The 20,953-nt window shown below is 62.7% G+C and carries 17 protein-coding genes; 11 read left to right on the top strand and 6 right to left on the bottom strand.

Going from position 1 to position 20,953, the window contains the following annotated elements:
• Positions 1 to 211 precede the first annotated feature (211 nt).
• From LB516_RS12285 to LB516_RS12300, 4 genes are all read left to right on the top strand, one after another.
• Positions 212 to 1,876: an ABC transporter substrate-binding protein gene (locus LB516_RS12285; protein WP_224719633.1), complete on the top strand. Its 1,665-nt coding sequence runs from the start codon at positions 212 to 214 to the stop codon at positions 1,874 to 1,876.
• 69 nt (positions 1,877 to 1,945) lie between these two features.
• Positions 1,946 to 2,899 carry an ABC transporter permease gene (locus tag LB516_RS12290; protein ID WP_224595943.1) on the top strand — a complete coding sequence of 318 codons (954 nt, stop codon included), beginning with the start codon at positions 1,946 to 1,948 and terminating at the stop codon, positions 2,897 to 2,899.
• Positions 2,896 to 3,774, top strand: coding sequence for an ABC transporter permease (locus LB516_RS12295; RefSeq protein ID WP_224595764.1), 879 nt, complete (start codon positions 2,896 to 2,898; stop codon positions 3,772 to 3,774). Before LB516_RS12290 ends, LB516_RS12295 begins: the two co-directional genes overlap by 4 nt.
• Entirely contained in the window at positions 3,767 to 5,830 is a 2,064-nt protein-coding gene (locus tag LB516_RS12300; RefSeq protein ID WP_224719634.1) for an ABC transporter ATP-binding protein, read from the top strand. Before LB516_RS12295 ends, LB516_RS12300 begins: the two co-directional genes overlap by 8 nt.
• 14 nt (positions 5,831 to 5,844) lie before the next feature.
• Here LB516_RS12300 and LB516_RS12305 read toward each other — a convergent pair whose 3' ends face one another.
• Positions 5,845 to 6,747, bottom strand: a complete 903-nt coding sequence (locus LB516_RS12305; protein WP_140617358.1) for a LysR family transcriptional regulator — start codon at positions 6,745 to 6,747, stop codon at positions 5,845 to 5,847.
• A gap of 116 nt (positions 6,748 to 6,863) precedes the next feature.
• On the opposite strand from LB516_RS12305, the gene LB516_RS12310 reads away from it, so the two are divergent.
• From LB516_RS12310 to LB516_RS12330, 5 genes are all read left to right on the top strand, one after another.
• Positions 6,864 to 8,519 (top strand): ABC transporter substrate-binding protein, encoded by a 1,656-nt coding sequence (locus LB516_RS12310; RefSeq protein WP_224719635.1) that lies wholly within the window; start codon positions 6,864 to 6,866, stop codon positions 8,517 to 8,519.
• A 276-nt stretch (positions 8,520 to 8,795) separates the two neighbouring features.
• Positions 8,796 to 9,593 (top strand): DUF427 domain-containing protein, encoded by a 798-nt coding sequence (locus LB516_RS12315; protein ID WP_015318895.1) that lies wholly within the window; start codon positions 8,796 to 8,798, stop codon positions 9,591 to 9,593.
• A 439-nt stretch (positions 9,594 to 10,032) separates the two neighbouring features.
• Positions 10,033 to 11,007 (top strand): ABC transporter substrate-binding protein, encoded by a 975-nt coding sequence (locus tag LB516_RS12320; protein ID WP_015318897.1) that lies wholly within the window; start codon positions 10,033 to 10,035, stop codon positions 11,005 to 11,007.
• A gap of 74 nt (positions 11,008 to 11,081) precedes the next feature.
• Positions 11,082 to 12,149, top strand: coding sequence for a glycine betaine/L-proline ABC transporter ATP-binding protein (locus LB516_RS12325; RefSeq protein ID WP_224719636.1), 1,068 nt, complete (start codon positions 11,082 to 11,084; stop codon positions 12,147 to 12,149).
• Entirely contained in the window at positions 12,146 to 14,125 is a 1,980-nt protein-coding gene (locus LB516_RS12330; protein WP_224719637.1) for an ABC transporter permease, read from the top strand. The genes LB516_RS12325 and LB516_RS12330 overlap by 4 nt, the downstream gene beginning before the upstream one ends.
• 10 nt (positions 14,126 to 14,135) lie before the next feature.
• Here the strand turns inward: LB516_RS12330 and LB516_RS12335 are convergent, their stop codons facing one another.
• Positions 14,136 to 15,494 (bottom strand): NAD(P)-binding domain-containing protein, encoded by a 1,359-nt coding sequence (locus LB516_RS12335; protein WP_140617364.1) that lies wholly within the window; start codon positions 15,492 to 15,494, stop codon positions 14,136 to 14,138.
• A 255-nt stretch (positions 15,495 to 15,749) separates the two neighbouring features.
• On the opposite strand from LB516_RS12335, the gene LB516_RS12340 reads away from it, so the two are divergent.
• Positions 15,750 to 16,466 (top strand): helix-turn-helix domain-containing protein, encoded by a 717-nt coding sequence (locus tag LB516_RS12340; RefSeq protein ID WP_015318901.1) that lies wholly within the window; start codon positions 15,750 to 15,752, stop codon positions 16,464 to 16,466.
• Positions 16,467 to 16,584: 118 nt separating this feature from the next.
• Here the strand turns inward: LB516_RS12340 and LB516_RS12345 are convergent, their stop codons facing one another.
• The 4 genes from LB516_RS12345 to LB516_RS12360 are packed head-to-tail and all read right to left on the bottom strand — an operon-like array spanning position 16,585 to position 20,368.
• Entirely contained in the window at positions 16,585 to 17,625 is a 1,041-nt protein-coding gene (locus LB516_RS12345; protein ID WP_140823372.1) for a heme-dependent oxidative N-demethylase family protein, read from the bottom strand.
• Between the two features lie 9 nt (positions 17,626 to 17,634).
• A complete protein-coding gene (locus tag LB516_RS12350; RefSeq protein ID WP_140715114.1) occupies positions 17,635 to 18,600 on the bottom strand; it encodes a PDR/VanB family oxidoreductase in 966 nt (321 codons plus the stop codon).
• The gene (locus LB516_RS12355; RefSeq protein WP_140617368.1) at positions 18,597 to 19,193 is read right to left on the bottom strand and encodes a dimethylamine monooxygenase subunit DmmA family protein; all 597 of its coding nucleotides are present in this window, start codon (positions 19,191 to 19,193) and stop codon (positions 18,597 to 18,599) included. The genes LB516_RS12350 and LB516_RS12355 overlap by 4 nt, the downstream gene beginning before the upstream one ends.
• 41 nt (positions 19,194 to 19,234) lie before the next feature.
• Positions 19,235 to 20,368, bottom strand: a complete 1,134-nt coding sequence (locus LB516_RS12360; RefSeq protein ID WP_224719638.1) for an aminomethyltransferase family protein — start codon at positions 20,366 to 20,368, stop codon at positions 19,235 to 19,237.
• Between the two features lie 286 nt (positions 20,369 to 20,654).
• Between LB516_RS12360 and LB516_RS12365 the strand changes: the two genes are divergently transcribed.
• On the top strand, positions 20,655 to 20,942 hold the full coding sequence (locus tag LB516_RS12365) for a hypothetical protein (RefSeq protein ID WP_140617370.1): 288 nt from the start codon (positions 20,655 to 20,657) through the stop codon (positions 20,940 to 20,942).
• Positions 20,943 to 20,953: the final 11 nt, after the last annotated feature.

Genomic DNA, 20,953 nt, shown 5'->3' on the forward strand with positions numbered 1-20,953 from the left:
TCGATGGCGACGGCAGGACCGGACGGGTGGAAGCATTGCCTCAAGAAAATCTGACCCCCGCGCCGCAAGGATCGGATGGACCAGGGAAAACCGCATGCTACAGTCCGGTCGACTGACAACGTTGATGGCCGGGACAGGAGAACTCCACGGACTTCGTCAACTGAAAAACGCATTCATCAAACCATAAGAAACAGGGGAAGGGTTAAAACCCATGATCAAGAACTACCGCATTCTCGACCTGATCCGGCGCAATCGCTCGCCGCTTGAAAATCACCTGATCGACGGCCTCGTCGACGGCCGTGTCAGCCGCCGCGACTTCATCCGCCATGGCAGCCTGCTTGGCCTGTCGCTGCCGCTGCTTGGAGGCATCACCACGGCTGCCGGCCTTGGCGGCATGCCATCGCTGGCCCGCGCCCAGGGCGCACCCGGCGCCACCATCCGTGTCGCCAGCAGCGTGCCGGCGGCAGCCATCGATCCCGTCACGATCGCCGACGCCGGCGGCCTGCTGATCATGCAGCAGGTTGCGGAATTCCTCTGTGTCGACGGCCCCGACCTGGTGCTGCAGCCCGCATTGGCCGAGAGCTGGAAGCCGAACGACAACGGCTCGGTTTGGACCTTCAAATTGCGCAAGGGCGTGAAATTCCACAGCGGCGGCGAAATGAAGGCCGAGGACGTGGTGGCGAGCATCGACCGCCTGGCCGATCCGGCAAACTCGTCCAACGCGCTGTCGGTGTTCACCGGTATCCTGTCGAAGGGGGCCAGCAAGAAGGTCGACGACTACACCGTGGAATTCCACCTCGACGCGCCGAACGGCAATTTTCCCTACATGGTCTCGTCGGACAATTACAACGCCGTCATCATCCCGGCGGACTACAAGGGCGACTACGAGAAGAGCTTCGATGGCACCGGCCCGTTCAAGGTGGAGAAATACACGCCGAAGGTCGGCGCTTCCTTCGTCCGCAACGAGAACTACTGGGGAGCGAAGGCGCTGCCTGACCGTACCGAGTTCACCTTCTTTACCGACGTGCAGCCGATGATCCTGGCGCTGCAGGGTGGGCAGGTCGACGTCATCAACCAGATGCCGGTGCTGGCCGGCGTGGCCCTGCTCAACGATCCGGGCTTCGAAATCCTCAGCCTGAAGTCGTCGGCTCACCAGCAACTGCATCTGCGCTGCGACGATGGCCCGTTGAAGGATGCACGCGTGCGCCGCGCCATCGCGCTCTGCCTCGATCGCGACAAGCTCACCGCCGGCCTGATGAAGGGACGCTCGGCGCTTGGCAATGACAGTCCATTCGCCGCGGTCTACCCCTCGACCGATACAAGCATACCGCAGCGCAAGCAGGACATCGCACAAGCCAAGCAGCTCATGGAAGCGGCCGGTGCCGGCAAGGGCTTCAAGATCACGCTGACCACCGAGCGCTATCTCGAAATCCCCGAATATGCCCAGCTCATCCAGAACTGGGTCAAGGAGATCGGCATCGAGCTCGAACTCAACATCCTCGACCAGAGCGCCTATTATGGTGACGCGGTGTTCGGCAAATCGAACTGGCTGGATTCGGTGATGGGCATCACCGACTATGGCCATCGCGGCGTGCCGAATGTTTATCTTGCCGCTCCCCTGAAGAGCGACGGCACCTGGAATGCCGCGCACTTCAAGAACAAGGACTACGACGCGCTGGCGACCAGCTATATCGCGGCGCTCGACCTCGAGGCGCAGAAGGCTGACGCCGGCAAGATCCAGAAGCTTCTGCTCGAGGAAACGCCTGTCATCTTCGGCTATTTCTACGACTACCTGACGGCGACGTCGAAGGGCGTGGCCGGCGTGCAACCGACAGCCATGTCGCAGCTGTTCCTCGAAAAGGCATCGAAGGCGTAAGCGAAAAGGGAAAGCCAGTCCTCTAACAGCCAGCTCCCCAGGGGGCTGGCTTTGCAAGGAGTCTTAGCCATTCTCTCCTTCTTTGCGCGGCGTGTGTCCCTGTCGCTGGTGACGCTGTTCCTGCTCAGCATCATGGTGTTCCTGGGCGGCCAGGTCCTGCCTGGCAATGTCGGGCGCGCGATCCTCGGCCCGTTCGCCGACCAACGCGCGGTCGACGCGCTCAATCACACGCTCGGCGTCGATCGCCCGCTGCTCACCCAGTACTGGAGCTGGATATCGAACTTCGTCCAGGGCGACATGGGCACGTCCTACATTTTCCGTTCGCCGGTGGCGCCCTTCGTCATCGGTGCGCTTGGCAATTCGATGAAGCTGGCGGGGGTCGCCTTCGTGCTGGTGGTGCCGATCGGCATCCTCGGCGGCGTCATTGCCGCACTCAACCTCAACCGCCCGCTCGACCGTATCATCAGCCTCGGCGGCCTGTCGGTGACGGTGCTGCCGGAATTCGTCACTGGCATCATCCTGATCCTGATCTTCGGCGTGTGGCTGCGCTGGCTGCCGATCTCGGCCGCGTGGCCCAGGGATGCCGGCTTCTTCACCCAGCTCTATTACCTGATCCTCCCGTCGCTGCCGCTGTTCCTGGTGCTGTTCGGCTATATCGCGCGCATGGCGCGTTCCGGCATGATCGAGGCGCTCGATTCCGACTATACGCGAACCGCCGTGCTCAAGGGCCTGCCCTGGCGCACTGTGATCTGGCGCCATGTGCTGCGCAATGCGCTGTTGCCGACCATCACCGTCATCGCGACCCAGACCGGCTATCTCATCGGCGGCCTTGTCGTGATCGAGACGCTGTTCCGCTACCAGGGCATCGGCTCGCTGATCTTCACCGCCGCGCGCGGCAAGGATTTTCCGATGCTGGAATCCGGCATCCTCACCATCGGCATCGTCTATGCGGTGGCCACATTGATCGCCGACTTCCTCTACTCCGTGCTCAATCCGCGCATCCGCCTGGGGTCAGACCAATGAGCGCCGTCCAGACCCCCTCCCCCGCGCAGGACGACATGCGGCGCCGCGGCCCGCTGGCAGAAGTGTTTTTTTCACTGCTGCGCTCGCGAACGTTCCTCGTCGGCATCGCCATCGTGCTGTTCTGGGTTGCCTGCGCGCTGTTTGGCGAACATTTTGTCCCCTACGATCCGCTCGCCGACGACATCATCAACGCGCTGGCGCCGCCTTCGCGCGAACACTGGTTCGGCACCGACCAGATCGGCCGCGACGTGTTCTCGCGCGTCATCGTCGGTTCGCGCGATATCCTCACCGTCGCGCCCCTGGCGACCTTGCTGGCGACGGTCGCCGGCACCGCGCTCGGCCTGCTCACCGGCTATTTCCGCGGCCTCGTCGACGATGTCGTCAGCCGCATCCTTGAAGCCTTCATGGCGATCCCCGTGGTGATCGTGGCGCTGCTTGCCATCGTCGCGCTGGGCACATCCAAGACCACCGTCATCATCGTCATCGGCCTGAGCTTCGCGCCGATCATCGCACGTACCGTGCGTTCGGCGGTGCTGGCCGAGCGCGAGCTCGACTATGTCGCCGCCGCACAGCTCAGGCATGAGAGCGCGCTGCATACGATGTTCGTCGAGATCCTGCCCAACGTCATCCCGCCGATCCTGGTCGAGACCACGGTGCGGTTGGGCTACGCCATCTTTGCGGTCGCTACCCTCTCCTTCATGGGCTTTGGCATCCAGCCGCCGTCACCCGACTGGGGGCTCTCCATTTCCAGCAATTACGGCATGATCGGCGGCGGCTTCTGGTGGACGGTGCTGTTCGACGCGCTCGCCATCGCCTCGCTGGTGATCGGCGTCAACCTGGCCGCCGACGGCGTGCATGGGGCCTTCAATGACTGAACCCGCCAATACAACGACAGGGAAGGCAAAGGACGCGCTCGATATCACGGACCTGTCGGTCGCCTACCGGGTCGCCGGCCGCAATCGCGCGGTGCTGCGCGATCTCAGCCTCACCATCGGCCAGGGCGAGGCTTATGGGCTGGTCGGCGAATCCGGCTGCGGCAAGTCGACGGTAGCCCTCACGGTGGTGCGCTATCTCCCGCGCAACGGCTCGATATCGGGTGGCGCCATCTCACTCGACGGCCAGGACGTGATGAAGCTCGACGCGGAGGCGCTTCGGCGCGCGCGCGCCGAAAGCGTCTCCATGGTCTATCAGGACCCGGGAAAGGCGCTGAACCCGTCGATCCGCATCGGCCGGCAATTGACCGAAATTTTCGAGCTTGGCGGCATCACGGGCCAAGCTGCCACCGGTCGCGCCATCGCCATGCTGAACCGCGTGCGCATCTCCGATCCGCCAAGCGTCATGCAGCGCTATCCGCACCAGCTGTCGGGCGGCATGCAGCAGCGCGTGGCGATCGCCATGGCGCTGGCCAACGATCCCTCGATGCTGATCCTCGACGAGCCGACTACCGGCCTCGACGCGACGGTCGAGGCCGAGGTGCTCGACCTCATCGCGCAGCTCAGGCAGGAACTGTCGGCCTCGATCCTGTTCATCAGCCACAACCTCGCCGTCGTCTCCAACATGTGCGACCGGGTCGGCGTGCTCTATGCCGGCATGCTGGTCGAGGAAGGACCGACCGATGTCGTCTTCAACGATCCGCGCCACCCTTACACGGTGGCGCTGTTGCGTTGCCTGCCGCGCGGCGGCCAGCGCAAGGACCAGGGCCGGCTCGACACCATCCCGGGCTTCCTGCCCGGCATCGGCGCTGACATCAAGGGCTGCGCCTTCGCCGACCGCTGCGCGCTGGCCACCGACCGCTGCCGCACCGAATTGCCGCCGCTCTATGATCTGACCGACGAGCGCGGGAGGCGGCTGTCGCGCTGCCACTACCACGACCAGGCGCAGGCCCTGCCACGTACCACGCCCGCCAACGTGGTGCCCGCACCGAAACCCACAACGGCGCCGGTGCTGCGCGTCGCCGGACTGAACAAGACCTACGCCAGCCACGGCCATGCACTGCGCGCAGTCAAGGACGTTTCGCTCGATCTCAGGCCCGGCGAGACGCTCGGGCTGGTCGGCGAATCCGGCTCGGGCAAGACCACCTTCGCCAGGCTGCTGCTCGGTCTGGTGCCTCCCGATGAGGGCGGCACCATCGAGCTCGAGGGCAAGGCGCTGGCGCCGAAGCTGGAGAACCGGGGCGACGACCAGGTCAAGGCGATGCAGATCGTCTTCCAGAACCCGGACTCCGCCCTCAACCGCTCGCATTCGATCCGCCATCTGATCGGCCGTGCGCTGAAGCGGCTGGCGGGCTTGAGGGGTGCCGCACTGGAGGCACGCCTCAACGATCTCGTCCGCTCGGTGCGGCTCACCGACCGGCATCTGGTGGTCAAGCCGCGCCAGCTTTCGGGCGGACTGAAGCAGCGCGTCGCCATTGCGCGTGCCTTCGCCGGCGATCCACGCATCGTCGTGTGCGACGAGCCGACCTCGGCGCTCGACGTTTCCGTCCAGGCGGCGATCCTCAACCTGCTCGCCGACCTGCAGGCCAAGGAAGACGTCAGCTACATCTTTATTTCGCATGACCTTGGCGTGGTGCGTTATCTCTCCGACAAGATCGCCGTGCTCTATCTCGGCCGCATCATGGAGATCGGCCCATCGGAGGACGTTTTTTCCGGACCGCATCACCCCTACACCGAGGCGCTGCTATCGGCCGTGCCCAAGCTCGGTCAGACCGAGACGGCACGCATCCGGCTCGATGGCGAAATCCCCAGCGCCACCAACCCGCCATCGGGCTGCGTCTTCCACACGCGCTGCCCACGCAAGATCGGGCCGATCTGCGAACAGCAGGAGCCGCCGCTCGCCGAGGCCGAGCCGGGGCATTCGATCCGTTGCCACATTCCCTATGCCGAGTTGAGGCGGCTGCAGAAACCGGCGGCGGTCGCAGCCCTGCCGGCGTAAGCGGCCCGCATCCATCACGCCTGGCCGGTCATGCTGAAGGAGCGGTCCCCCTCGGCAAAGCCCCGATCACCGGTCCAGTCCCTTGCCAGTGTCCGCAATCCGGTCAACGCGACGTCGAGCACATCCGACGATGCGGGATTGCTGGGATAGGCGAGATAGATCGGCCGCTGAAACACAGGCGCATCCTCGATGCGTTTCATCTCACCGTTCTCGATGTAGCCGCTGACGGCACTGAGCGGCAGATAGGCCGCGGCTTTTTGCGACAACACGTGCTGCAGGCCGATGAAGACCAGCCCGGCCGAGATTGCCGGCTGCACCATGCCGGCGAAGGCACGGTCGTGCTCGATGCGGAATTCGAGCCCCCAATCCATCAGGATGTAGTTCTGCGTCCACGGTCCTGCCTGTGCGGAATGCTGGACAAGCACGACCTGATCGACGGCCAGCGTCTCGTAGACGATGCCGGGATGCGGCCGCGGCAGATAGAGAATGCAGATGTCGAGCAGTCCTTCGGCCAATTGGTCGATCGCCAGGTCGGGAAAGCTTCCTTCGAGCCGCAGCGCCACGTTCGGCCGCTGGGCCCGCATCCACGCGATCCATGGCGAGGTGACGCGATCCCAGAGATAGGCGGGCGCGGTGAAGCGCAACAGCGACTCGTAACCGTCGGGAACAGCGATGTCCTGCCGCGATTGCTCCCAAGTGCGGGTGATGGAGGAGGCGTGCGGGAGGAACTGCCAGCCAGCCGGCGTTAGCGTGACGCCGTCGCGATCTCTTACGAAAAGCCGGCGCCCCAACTGCTCCTCCAGCCCCCTTATCCGGGCGCTGACCGTTGACTGCGCGAGATTGAGCCGGCTGGCCGCGACCGTGAAACTGCCATGCTCGGCGACCTCCAGGAAGCTGCGCAGGTTTTCGGTATCCATGCCATCACTCTAGCATCGAAAATTTCGATGGGCCTCATCAAAAAATATCGCTTTCCGGTCGCGGTCAACAATGACCTAAATGGCCATTCTCCCGAGGGCAAGCGAGGAATGCAGCCATGCCAAGGCATTTCATGACGATCGACGCCGCCCGCAAAAGCCTCACGGAAATCGAAAATTCCGCTGTCGACGAGTTGCTGGCAGGCAGGCTCGACCGGCGTGATTTTCTCCGCCACGGCAGCATGCTTGGCTTGTCGCTGCCGTTGCTTGGCGGCATTTTGGGAGCGGCCGGTTTCGACACGCGGAAGGCCAGCGCCGAGGGCAAGCCGGGCGGCACGGTGCGCGCCGGCGTGGCGACGCCAGGCGGCGCCATTGATCCCGTCACCTACTATGACAGTGGCAGCTACCAACTGGTTTTCCAGACCGCCGAATTCCTCTGCGTCACACAGCCGGACCTCACGCTGAAGCCGGTTCTGGCGGAAAGCTGGTCGCCCAATGCGGACGGCAGCGTCTGGACCTTCAAGCTGCGCAAGGGCGTGAAATTCCACAATGGTGAGGAATTCAAAGCCGATGACGTCGTCGCAACGTTCGACCGGCTGGCCGATCCCAACGGCGCCTCCAACGCGCTGTCGGTGTTCAAGGGCCTGTTGTCGAAGGGTGGAACCCGGAAGGTCGACGATCACACCGTCACCTTCCATCTCGATGCGCCGAACGGCAGCTTTCCCTATTCGGTGTCGATCGACAATTACAACGCCGTCATCCTGCCGGCGAGCTACAAGGGCGATTACGAAAAGACTTTTGAGGGTACCGGGCCGTTCCGGATGGAGACCTATACGCCGAAGGTCGGCGCGACCTTCGTGCGCAATCCCGACTATTGGGGCGAGAAGGCATTGCCCGACCGGCTCGAATTCAAGTTCTACGGCGACGTGCAGCCGCGCATCCTGGCGCTGCAGGCCGGCGAGGTCGACATTCTCGACGCGGTTCCGCTCGATGTCAGCCAGGTGGTGCTGAACAGCCCCGACATCATGGTGCTGCGCGTCGCCTCGACCGCGCATCGCCAGTTGCACATGCGCTGCGACATGGCGCCCTTCACCGACAAGCGCGTGCGCCAGGCGCTGGCGCTCAGCGTCGATCGGTCCAAGCTGGTCGACGGACTGTGCCGCGGCATGGCGGCGACCGGCAATGACAGCCCGTTCGCGCCGGCCTTTCCCGCAACCGACAAGTCGGTGCCGCAACGCACGCAGGATATCGCCAAGGCCAAGCAACTCATGGAGGCGGCGGGGCTTGCCAATGGTTTCGACATCACACTGACGACGTTGCGCTACTCCGATATCCCCGGCTACGCGCAGCTGTTCCAGAATTTCGCCAAGGAGATCGGCGCCCGCATCTCGCTCAACATCGAAGACCAGGACAAATATTACGGCAAGGCCGTATTCGGCCAATCGGACTGGCTGGACAGCCCACTCGGCATCACCGACTACGCTCATCGTAGCGTGCCGAATGTGTTCCTCAAGAGCCCGCTGGTCAGCGACGGCCCCTGGAACGCGGCGCATTTCAAGAGCCCTGCCTATGACGGCATGGTCACCAGCTATCTCAAGGCGCTCGATATCGGCGCGCAGCGCGCGGCAGCCGCCGACATCCAGAAACTGCTGCTCGACGAGACACCCATCATCTTCAGCTACTTCCCCGATCTCTTGGTTCCGGTGCGCAAGAATGTCAGCGGCTTGCCGCCGATCGCCGCCGGGCTGCTGCTCGATCGGGTGTCGCTGGGGTAGATGCTGCCAAGATCATGCTCGGCAGGCAGAAGCAATATTGGGCGGCTCCGTGTTTCGGGCGGTGAGGCTATCCGGCAACAGGCCCGCGACGAACGATGGGGGGCCATCGCTCCAACGGTTCGACACCGGCAAACGCCCACCGTCCGGAAGCCCTCGCCGGCCGTCGGCCCAGCGTCATATCGTCCTAACCACGCGCCGACCTCCGGCCACGACAGACAGAAACAGGAGACTACCATTCGCAAGCCTCATCTGCGCGGTCGCGGACCGCATTTCCCCGTGCTCGACACTATCGAGCAGTACGAGTTCGAGCCCGGCTATGTCGCCTTCACCATGCCGTCGCTGAAGCGGCTGCGGGTCCAGGTCGGCTCGATGACCGTTGCCGACACCACCAAGGCATTGGTGTTGTACGAATCCGATCATCTGCCGGTCTACTATTTCCCGATCGAGGACGTGCGCGAGGAGTTCCTGCTGCCCTCAAAGACGACGACGGAAGATCCGTACAAGGGCGTTGCCACGCACTACTCGCTCAATACAGGCATCACCTTGGTCGAAGACGGTGCATGGCGCTATCTCGATCCGGTCAAGGGTTGTCCGCCGATCGCGGGCTACATGTCGTTCGTGTGGAGCAAGATGGGCCACTGGTTCGAGGAAGACGAGGAGATCTTCGTGCACGCCCGCGACCCGTTCCGCCGCGTCGACTGCCTGCCGTCGTCGCGGCGCGTCCAGGTCATCCTCGATGGCGAGCAGGTCGCCGATTCACGGCGCGGCGTGTTCCTGTTCGAAACCGGCCACCCGGTGCGCCACTATCTGCCGATCTCCGACACGCGGCTCGATATGTTCGCGCCCAGCCGTTACATCTCACGCTGCCCTTACAAGGGCATTTCCAACTATTATCACGTGACCACGCCCAAGAAACGGCACGAGAACATGGTCTGGTACTATCCGGAGCCGGTGCACGAGGCAGAACGCATCAAGGGACTGGTCTGCTTCCACCATGAACTGGTCGACAAGATCCTGGTCGATGGGGTCGAGATCTCAAAGGAAGCCACGGCCGCGTCCGACGGATATTTCTGAGCTCCAGGCCACTTCGCCTGTAGTCTGAAATTAGGTCGCCGGCCTGGCGTTAGTCGTTGCGCGGCATGAACGTTGGTATATATATTTTCATCCTATGAAACCGCGCTGGCGAGATGGGGCTTGCCAGGCGATGGCCGAGAGCAATTCCGCCGGAAATGCTCGGGATCATGGGACCTTGATGGCTCGCATGTTGCAGGGCGCCGCAGGACTGACAATTGATCCGCGGACGATCGCCATCGCGGCGATCGATCGGCCATGAGACTGGCTGTCTCGGCAGCGTCCGTCCTCACCGAAATCGAGCATCATCGCGCCTGTGCCGGCTTTGGTCCCGACATGGCGAGAACGGTCTTGCACAACCGCCGGCCTTTCCAACACAATCAAGAAAAGACGCAACAAGGGAACGACCAATAACCGTCACAGCTTGAAGGAGAACCAAGCAATGCCATTTCGCAGTGTGATATCGAAATTCTCAGTGGGAGCTTTTGCACTTGCCGCGGCAAGTGTCCTGACGCCGACAGCGCAGGCAGCGGCGCCGGAATCCAACGACCCGATCAAGATCGCGCTGTTCGACTGGACCAGCGTCAATCTCAACGCCAAGATCCTCGGCGGCATCCTGGAAAAGCTCGGCTATACCGTCGAATACCCGACCGCCGACTATCTCTCCAGCCTGACAACCGGCCTCACCAATGGCGATATCGATGTCGGCCTGGAATTCTGGGATACGACGGCCGGCGAAGCGATGAAGGCCTCCGATGCCACGGGCCAGACCGAAAGGCTCGGCAAGCTCGGCCCGAAGGCCAAGGAAGAGTGGTGGTTTCCCGAATACATGAAGGAGAAATGTCCGACCTTGCCGGACTGGCACGCTCTGCTCGACGCCACCTGCGCGGCATCGTTCTCGACCGCCGAGACGGCGCCAAAGGGGCGCTATCTCGGCGGCCCGGTGACCTGGGAAGGCTTTGACGACGAGCGTGTCGCGGCGCTGAAGCTGCCCTTCACCGTGATCCATGCCGGCACTGATGCCGCGATGTTTGCCGAGTTGGATTCCGCCTATCAGCGCAAGGCGCCTATCATGCTGTGGATCTATTCGCCGCATTGGGCGCCTGCAAAATACAAGGGCGAATGGGTGCAATTCCCCGAATACACGCCCGAATGCTACACCGACCCGAAATGGGGCGTGAACCCGGACGCCAAATACGACTGCGGCAAGCCGCATGGCGAGATCTGGAAGTATTCCTGGAACGGCATGAAAGACAAATGGCCGGTCGCCTACAAAGTGGCCAAGGCCTACACGATCGACACCGACGAGTTGAACAAGATGAGCGGCGAGATCGATCTTGACGGCAAGACGCCGGAAGACGTCGCCGCCGCCTGGATCGCCGCTCACGAGGCAGACTGGAAAGCCTGGGCGCAGTGACCTTCGACTGGAAAGGGAGGCCCGGCTGTTGACCGGCCGGACCTCAATTCCTGATGTTCCAGAAGGGCGACTGAATGACGGAAGCGATTGAACAGGCATCCGACTCGACGGATGCCCGCCCGATAAAACTTGCTTGCCGCAACCTCTGGAAATTGTTCGGCTCGAACGCCGCCAATTTCATCCGCGAGCGTGAGGGCAAGGCCAGCATGGCGGAGGTCTCGGCGGCAGGCCTTGTGGGTGCGGTGCGCGCCGTCGACCTCGATATCCGCCAGGGCGAGATCTTCATCATCATGGGCCTGTCCGGCTCCGGCAAGTCGACGCTGGTGCGCTGCATGTCGCGGCTGGTCGAGCCGACACATGGCAAGGTCGAATTCGAAGGCAAGGACCTGCTCAAGATTTCCGATGCGGCCCTGATCGAGCTCAGGCGCCATCGCATGGGCATGGTGTTCCAGAATTTCGCGCTGTTGCCGCATCTCAACGTGCTCGACAACATTGCCTTTCCTCTGAGTATCCAGGGACAGGATCGGCCGACACGCGAGGCGCGCGCCCGGGAAGTCATCGAACTCGTCGGTCTGCGCGGCCGCGAGCATTTCTATCCGCGCGAACTGTCGGGCGGCCAGCAGCAGCGCGTCGGCATCGCCCGCAGCCTCGCCACCAAGCCGGAGATCTGGTTTCTCGACGAGCCGTTCTCGGCGCTCGATCCGCTGATCCGCCGCGAGATGCAGGACGAGCTGATGCGGCTGCAGACCATGCTGCACAAGACCATTGTCTTCATCACCCACGATTTCGACGAGGCCATCAGGCTGGCCGACCGCATCGCCATCATGAAGGACGGCCAAGTCATCCAGATCGGCACGCCGGAGGAACTGGTGGTCAATCCGGCGACCGACTATGTCGCCGAGTTCACCCGCGACGTCGACCGCGCCAAGGTGATCTCGGCGCGCAGCCTGATGCGTAGCTGCGATGGCGCCGAGCACGGCGGCACGGTGGCGCCCGAGGCCAAGATATCGAGTTTTTCGGCCAGCATCGTTGCCGCCGGCAAACCCTTCGCCGTGATCAACGGCACCGGCATGCCGATCGGCGAAGTGACGCCGCAAGCGGTGATCGATCTTCTGGCTGGCATCGAGCGAGCCGGCGCATGACGGTAACCGCAAACGCCAGCCGGACAAGGCCGCCGATCCAACGGTGGCTGGTGATCTGGGTGCTCGCGCTTGCCGCCGTGCTGGTGATGTTCCTGCTGCAGGACAGGCTGCCATGGGCCGTCAACTACCCGGTCGAGGCGGTCGTCCCCGTCGCCGACTGGGTCAGCGCGCTGATGGGCTGGATCAAGTCGAACCTGTCCTGGCTGACGCGCTCGGTCACCGCGGTGCTCGGCGTGCCGCTCGACTTCGCGCTCAATCTCTTGGCCAAGAATTTCAAGTTCGGCCATGGCGCCGACGCTTTCGTGCTGCCGCGTTTGTCCTGGGTTGGCGTCTGCGCCGTCGCCTTCCTCGCCGGCCATGCGGCAGGAGGCAGGAAGCTCAGCCTGCTGGTTGGCGGATGTTTCCTCTACATCGCGCTGTTCGGCCAGTGGACCAGTGCCATGCTGACCCTGGCGCTGATCTCGATCGCGGTGCCGTTCTGCATTCTCACCGGGCTGTTCGCCGGCATCTGGGCCTGGCGCAGGCCGTGGGCCGAGCGGCTTGTGGTCTCCCCAGCACTTGACCTGATGCAGACGATCCCGACCTTCGCCTATCTCATCCCGATGCTGCTGCTGTTCGGCAACAGCCCGGTCTCGGCGATGATCGCCACCGCCATCTTCGCCACGCCGCCGATGGTGCGGGCGACGATGCTGGGCCTGTCCCGGGTGCCGTCCGAGATCGACGATTTCAGCGAGATGGCAGGCTGCACGGCGCGGCAGAAATTGTGGCGCGTGCTGCTGCCGTCGGCGCGGCCGACACTGATGGTCGGCGTCAACCAGGTGATTATGCTGGCACTCAACATGGTGATCATCGCCTCGATGATCGGCGCCGGCGGCCTAGGCTACGATGTGCTTTTGGCGCTACGTGCGCTCAAGGTCGGCGAGGCGATGGAAGCCGGGCTTGCCATCGTCGCGCTGGCCATCGCGCTCGACCGGCTGAGCCAGGCCATCGCCCATAAGCAGGGGAAGGGCAATGTCCACCAGTCCGCGAACCCGGGGTTCTGGCGCCGCTACCCCAATCTGACGCTCGCCATTGCGATTCTTGCCGTCACCACTCTGCTCGGCCTGTTCGTACCCGCCTTCGCGGCCGTGCCCAAGGCGATCACCTTCACCACCGCGCCACTGTGGAAAGCGGCGGTGAACTGGGTGACGATCAACTTCTTCGATCTCATCGAAGCCTTCCGCGTGGCGCTGATCCTCAATGTGCTCAATCCGCTGCGCGCCTTCTGCGAAGGCTTCCCCTGGCTGGGCGCGGTGTTCCTGCTCGGCCTTGCCGGCTACCAGCTTTCCGGCCTGCGGCTGGCCGTCCTGGTGGCAATGCTGACCGCTTTCTGCGCGGTCACCGGCCTGTGGGAAAAGACCATGGCGACGGTCTATCTCTGCGGCATCTCCGCCTTCATCGCCTGCCTGATCGGCATTCCCATCGGCCTGATGGCTGCCCGCAGCGACCGTTTCGAAAAGATCGTCACACCCGTCATCGACACCCTGCAGGTGCTGCCGTCCTTCTGTTTCATCATCCCGGTCGTGATGCTGTTCAGGGTTGGCGACGTGACGGCGATGATTGCAACGATAGCCTTCGCCGTGGTGCCGGCGATCCGTTACACCAATCACGGCATAAGGCAGGTGCCGCCGGCACTGATCGAGGCAGCGAAAGTGTCGGGCTGCACCCCGCGCCAGACCTTTTTCCGCGTGCAACTGCCGCTGGCGCTGCCGGAGATCATGCTCGGCGTCAACCAGACCATCCTGATGGCGTTGGCAATGATCATCATCTGCGCCATGGTCGGCACGCGCGATCTCGGCCAGGAAGTGTTCATCGCGCTATCGAAAGCCGATTCCGGCCGCGGCATCGTCGCCGGCCTCGCCATCGCCTTCATCGGCATCGTCGCCGACCGGCTGTTCAATGCCTGGACGGCAAAGGCGCGGGCAAGGCTTGGATAGCGGCGGCGGCCTACTCGGCCGCCACCCCTTTCACCTCGAGATAGCTTTCCATTGAATCGTCCAGCGCCTGCAGCCAGGGCGTGTGATGCAGCGGCGCCATGGTGCCGGTCATCAGCGAGCGATAGGAATGATCGCGGAAGCTCATAATGTCTTCGGCCTTGTGGTGCTCCCACTCCATGAAGGTCTGGTTGACCGCCTCGACGTCGAAGCCGGGATAGTCGGTCTGGTCCATCAATTCCTTGGTGTAGTCGCCCTGGAACCAGATCATCTGCTCGGCGTCCTCCAGCGTCTCCTCGCGGGCGCGCCATTTGGCGCCATGCGCTGCCATCGCCTCGGCCGACGGCAGCTTGATGCGGCCCATGATGACGTCGCGCGCGAACCAGGCCTGCGCGTCGAACATGTTGAAGGTGTAGAACTGGTCCTGCATGCCGATATAGGACAGCTTCGGGTTCTTCTCCCAGACAACGCCCTCGTAGAGGTCCAACGGCCACATGCGGTTGGCGGTCTTGAGCTTGAGATCGTCGGTCAGGAACGGGAAGGAATGGAGATAACCGGTGCACAGGATAATGGCGTCGACATCCTTGGTCGTGCCGTCCTTGAAATGCGCCGTCTTGCCGACGACCTTTTGCAGCAGCGGCACTTCCTTCCAATTCTCGGGCCATTTGAAACCCATCGGTTTGGAACGATAGCTGGAGGTGATCGACTTGGCGCCATATTTGTAGCACTGCGAACCGATGTCCTCGGCCGAATAGGAGCGGCCGATGATCAGGATGTCCTTGCCCTTGAACTCCATCGCGTCCCGGAAATCGTGGCTGTGCAGGATGCGGCCGTTGAAGGTCGAGAAGCCCTCGAAATAGGGCACGTTGGGCACAGAAAAATGCCCCGAGGCGACGACGACATTGTCGAACTCTTCCGAATAGGTCACGTCGTTGGTGCGGTCATGCGCGGTGACGGTGAATTTCTTCGTCTCGTCCGAGAAGGTGACCATGCGCACCGGGCTGTTGAAGCGCACCCATTTGCGCAGGCCCGACTTCTCGACGCGGCCCTTGATGTAGTCCCACAACACCGCACGTGGCGGGTAGGAGCCGATCGGCCGGCCGAAATGCTCCTCGAATGTGTAGTCGGCGAATTCCAGGCATTCCTTCGGCCCGTTCGACCAGAGATAGCGGTACATCGAGCCGTGCACGGGATCGCCATGTTCGTCGAGGCCGGTACGCCAGGTGTAGTTCCACAGGCCACCCCAGTCGGACTGCTTTTCGAAGCAGACGATCTCGGGAATCTCGGCGCCCTTGTCGGCCGCCGACTTGAAAGCCCTGAGTTGGGCCAGACCGGACGGTCCGGCTCCGATGACGGCAACGCGAGTGTTCATTCCGGGCCTCCTTTTTTGATTTCCCCAGCGAAACAAATTTCACTGGCAGTGACAGTAATTGGCCTCTTGGTGCTGTCAACAGACATCTGCTGGAACGGCGTTTGCGCGCAGTGGATTCCTGGCGGGAAACCCGCGGGCGTCGCGATGGTCGCACTGCCGCGCGCAACATAAGATGGCTTGCCGTTGCGGTTGCGCTCCTGTATCGGCACCTGACATGTTCACCTTGAGTGAAATAATCCTGACGATGGGGGCGACATGGCAAAGGCTAATTCGGATTCCAAGGCTCCCGCGAGCGCAAAGGCAAAGCCGTCGCCGAAAGTGTCGGCGGACGGCAGGACCATACGCGCGCCGTTGACACAAAACCCGCACGCTATTCGCGATACCCGCGAAAAAGTGCTGGAGGTCGCGATCGGCCGCGAGGTGCGGGCCTTCCGCAAGAAGCTCGGCATCACCGTGGCGGATCTCGCGGTCGCCACTGATATTTCGCTGGGCATGTTGTCGAAGATCGAGAACGGCATCACCTCTCCGTCGCTGACCACCTTGCAGGCACTGTCGCGGGCGCTCGGCGTTCCCGTCACCGCCTTCTTCCGCCGCTTCGAGGAAGAACGCAGCGCCGTCTTCGTCAAGGCCGGCCAAGGCCTCGACGTCGAGCGCCGCGGCACGCGCGCCGGCCACCAGTACAATCTGCTTGGCCATATCGGTTCGAACACCAGCGGCGTCGTCGTCGAGCCCTATCTGATCACGCTGACCGAGGATTCGGACGTGTTCCCGACCTTCCAGCACGAAGGCATGGAGTTCCTTTACATGCTCGAGGGCGAGGTCGTTTACCGGCACGGCAGCAACCTCTACCCGATGAAACCCGGCGACAGCCTGTTCTTCGACGCCGACGCACCGCATGGACCGGAGCAACTGACGAAACTGCCGATGCGTTATTTGTCGATTATCTGTTACCCGCAGGGCAGTGCGGGGTAGGCGGGCCGCCGCAGCCCCTCACCCGGATTGCCCCTAGGGCAGAGGAGCCCGACGCCAGCGTTGGCGATCTCTTCTCCCCTCGGGGAGGTGGCCGCGAAGCGGCCGGATGAGGGGGCTTTTAATCCGGTCCGAACCCCGGGCTCGTCGGGCTGCCATCGTCCAGCTTCGACAGCCATTCGACCAGTGTCGGGCGAAAGCGCGTGAGGCCTTTGTAGCTGGCGAGTTCCTCGGGTAGGTCGCGGATGACGCGGTGCAGGCGCCGTGCCCATTTCGGCTGCGTCACCAGCTCGTCCATCTTGATCAGGTAGCAGCGGATCGGAAAGACGATGCCATTGGAGCGCGGCAGCCGCCAGAAGCTCTGCAGTTCGACCCGCAGATGCACCTTGTCGCCGACATTCTCCGACGTCACCGTCGTGCGGTCCGGACCCCATTTGTGATAATTCTCCGGGCTGGTGTCCAGCCGCGGATTGATGGTCATCGTCCAGTTCAGGCGCCGTGCCGGCTTGCCCTGCTGGATGTTGGTGAGGAACTTCAGCGCGCGCGTGAAAATACCCTTCTCATGCGCCAGCGGCACAGGCGCGTGCCATTCGAAGAAATTCATGCCGATGTCGAAATCGAGCGACCAGTCGGCCTGGGTGGTGACCATGCCGGCGTCCATCCATAGATTGCCGTCGCGCTGGTCGAGGATGCAGAAATCGCCCTGGCTCTGGCGGGTGATGTATTCCATCGGCCCATAAGGCAAAGTCGAGGTGTCGCCGAAGGTGAAAGTATCATCGATGCCGAGCGGCCGGTTGATCCAGCGCCAGCGGTCGCCGTCGCGCGTCAGCGTGAAATGCTCGGGATAGCCCAGCGCCTGCTGCTCCATCAAAAGCTCCAGCAGGTCCCAGCCGGCGAGCGTCATGTGCGGCAGCGACTGGCAGCGCAGGGGATCCTCGGCCAGCACCAAGGCGCGGTCCTGCATCTCGGCGACATAGTGTTCGTCGACGTCGATCAGGTTTTCGAGCACCGAGCCTTTGGGGCCGACGACATGCGGCTCGATGTTGACCGCGTACATGTAGCTGTCTTCATGGAAGGGGAACGGAAACCGCCTGATGTGCTCGGGGCTGTTCTTGAAAGTGAAGTCGTCGCGGAACGTTTCCTTGCGGAAGGTGATGCCCATTCTCGCCTCCTACCTTTCCAAGACCAGCGACCTGCCCTCGAAGCGCGACACGCACGGCATGATCTTCCTGCCCGAACGGTGCTCTTCCTCGCTCAGCCAATGGTCGTTGTGGATGAATTTGCCGTCACACGAGATGACGTTGGTCTCGCACTGGCCGCAGACGCCGCCACGACAAAGATAGGGCGGATCGACGCCGGCGGCTTCGATGGCTTCCAGCAGGCTCTGCTGCTCGCCGACGCGGATGGTCTTGCCGCTGACGGCAAGCGTCACGTCGAATGGCAGGCCGGGCTGCGGCGCCGCGAAATGCTCGTAGTGGACGGTCTCCGGCGGCCATCCGAGGCTAGCTGCGCGGTCGCGCACCCAGTTGATCATGCCGGCCGGGCCGCAGACATAGAGGTGCGTCCCGAGCGGCTGCGAGGATAGCAACCGGTCGAGTTCGATCCGCTCCTCAAGGTCATCATGGTAGAGCCGAACGCGACGGCCGTAGCGTTCCCGCAGCACGTCGGCATAAGTGCCAAGCGAAGCGGTGCGGCAGGTGTAGTGCAGTTCGAAATTACCGCCCTCCCCCGCCAGTTGCGCGGTCTGGGCCATGAACGGCGTGATGCCGATGCCGCCGGCCAGCATCAGGTGTTTCTTGGCGCGAAGATCGAGCGAAAAAAGATTGACCGGATAGCTGATCACCATCTCCAGGCCCGGCTTGACCGACCTGTGCATGAACAGCGAGCCGCCGCGACCGACGTCGTCGCGGCGCACCGAGATGGTGTATTCGCGCGTGTCTAGCGGCGAGCCCATCAGCGAATAGGGATTGAGCCTTGTGCGCTGGCCATCGCGCATCTCGACCACGACATGGGCGCCGCCGGAAAAGGTCGGCAACAGCTCGCCATCACGCCGGCGAAAATGAAAGCGCGTGACCAGCTCATTGACCGGGACGACATCGCTGACGACGACGTCGAGCTTGGTGGTGCCGGTGCTCATCGAAATATCTCCTCCATCGGAGGAATTTCACTGCGATCTTCGGCATTGATGCAGACGCCCTGGAACGCGGCAAGGCGCCGGGAATAGTGATCGCGCACGAGAAGCAGCAGGCCACAATGCGAGCAGGTCGCCGGCTGCGTCGTCACATTCTCGGTGATGCCCTTGCAGTGCACGCACTGCATGCGCCGTGCCAGCGAGCCGCGATGCTCGGTCTGCATGGAGGTGTGGTCGATGCCGGCTTCGAGCGCCACCTGCATGGCCTGCCCGATCAGCCCTTCGGTGCCGGCGAGATAGAGGCGCAGACCCATATGCGCGTTATCAAGCGTCTGCTTCAGACGCGGCAGCAGACTGGCGAAGGACGGGGCGGTGTGAAATTGCGCCGGCTTCAACCCTTCGAGGGCAGCAATATATTTGCCGTCAGGACCGGGAATGAAGACGATCTCGGCACAATCGAAAAAGCCAGGTGGCGCGGTTCGGGCCATATCGGTAATCGCCAGCGCGCCTTCGGCGTCGGCGATGAACAGATGATGCCTGCCAGGCTGCGGAGACAGGGTTCCGTAAATGGGCCGGCTGATGATGGTCTTGGCTGCCATTCTCTCTTTGTGCCTCGAAAACCTTCGCTGTCGATTATGCCTCAGCCTTTCGCCGTGCGCTTGGTCTTCTTGGGATCGTCGAACGGCAAGGGCTGCGCCGTCGCCTTGATCGATCCGCTCTTGTTGCGGATCTCGAGCGTGGTGTCCTTGACCGCGCAGTCGACGTCGAGCCGGGCAATGCCCATCGATTTCTCGACCAGCGGCGAATACATGGCGCAGGTGACAACGCCGACCTTTTTGCCGTCGCGATAGACCGGAGCGCCCTCGTCCGCCGGCTCCTTGCCGTCGAGCAGGACGCCATAGATCTTGAAGCGCTCCTTGCCCTTCAGGCGATAGTGCTCCTCGGCACCGCGAAAGCCGGTCTTGCCGGGGCTGACGGTAAAGTCGAGGCCGAGCTCCCAAAGCGTATCGCCGGGGCCTTCATTCTCGAACGGATACTTTTGGGAATTGTCGTAGGGGTAGAACAGCAGGTAGCTTTCGACGCGCAGCATGTCGAGCGTGGTGAAGCGGCAGGGAATGATGCCGGCGTTCTTGCCCTCGTCGAGAATCCTGTCCCAGATCGTGCCGGCGTCCTGGCCACGGCAGAAGATCTCGTAGCCGCGTTCGCCGGTATAGCCGGTGCGCGAGATCATGACGGGAAAGCCGAACAGCTGCGTCTGCATGTGATGGAAGTAGTTGAGGTCGCGGATGCCGGGCACGTGCTTGGCCAGATAGTCGACCGCTGTTGGCCCCTGCAGCGACAAATCGTGCAGATTGTCGTCGAAGCGCAGCGACACGTCCCGTCCCATCGCCGCCCGCTGCAGTTCCTCATGGCCGGTACCCGAGCCGTGCACCACCATCCAGGAATTCGGTCCCATGCGGTAGAGGATGCAGTCGTCGGTGAATTTTCCCGCCTCGTTCAGCATGCAGGCATAGGCCGACTTGCCGGGATAGATCTTTTCAACGTCACGCGTGGTGGCGAGGTCGATCAGATGCGAGGCGTGCGGCCCTGTGATGTGCACCTTCTTCAGGCCGGAAACATCCATAAGGCCGGCCTTGGTGCGGATGGCGATATATTCCTCGTCGGCATCCTTGTCGTAGGTCCAGGCGGTGCCCATACCGCTCCAGTCTTCGAGTTTCGAACCCAGCGCACGATGGCGATCCGCCAGGGTCGAAAATCTCCAGGATGCCGTCATCCGCTCGTCCTCCATTCGAAAATGCTGCTGTTCCCTGCTCCCGTGCGCCAGGCCGGGAGCTTGGTCGAATATTGATCGCAAACGCGAGAGGCCCGCAATCCCCTAAAAGCAAATAATTTCATTGTCAGGCAAAATCGGCAGGTCGAAGCAAGCGGTTAACTCAGCGTAAATTCGTCTTGACAATTGCGAAATTCGGCCTGAATTTATGAAAAAAATTTCACTCTCTTGAAAGAGAGCGGCGGGCGGTGGATTCGGAACCGGGCGTCGGCAAAGAAGGGGAAAACCGATGGCAGACCTGCAGCAGCGCATCGAGGCGCTGTACCGCTCCGACTTGCGCGGATCCGCGCTCCTGATCATCTGCCTGTGGGCGACGATCCTCTTCGTCCTCTTCATGACATGGCCATACATTCCGCAGGGCGGCATCAAGGCCGTCGTCGCCATTGCCGCCGCCGCCGTGCTCATCTTCAACACGGCAGCCATCCTGGCGATGGTCAAACACTACAAGGAAGACAAGGAATTCATCTACGGGCTCGACATCAAGAACGCCGACGCATCCCGCAACCGCAAGTCCTGAGGGGAGAAACA

Origin of the sequence: Mesorhizobium sp. CO1-1-7, from assembly GCF_020164885.1 — a bacterium.
Taxonomy (GTDB): Bacteria; Pseudomonadota; Alphaproteobacteria; order Rhizobiales; family Rhizobiaceae; genus Mesorhizobium; species Mesorhizobium australicum.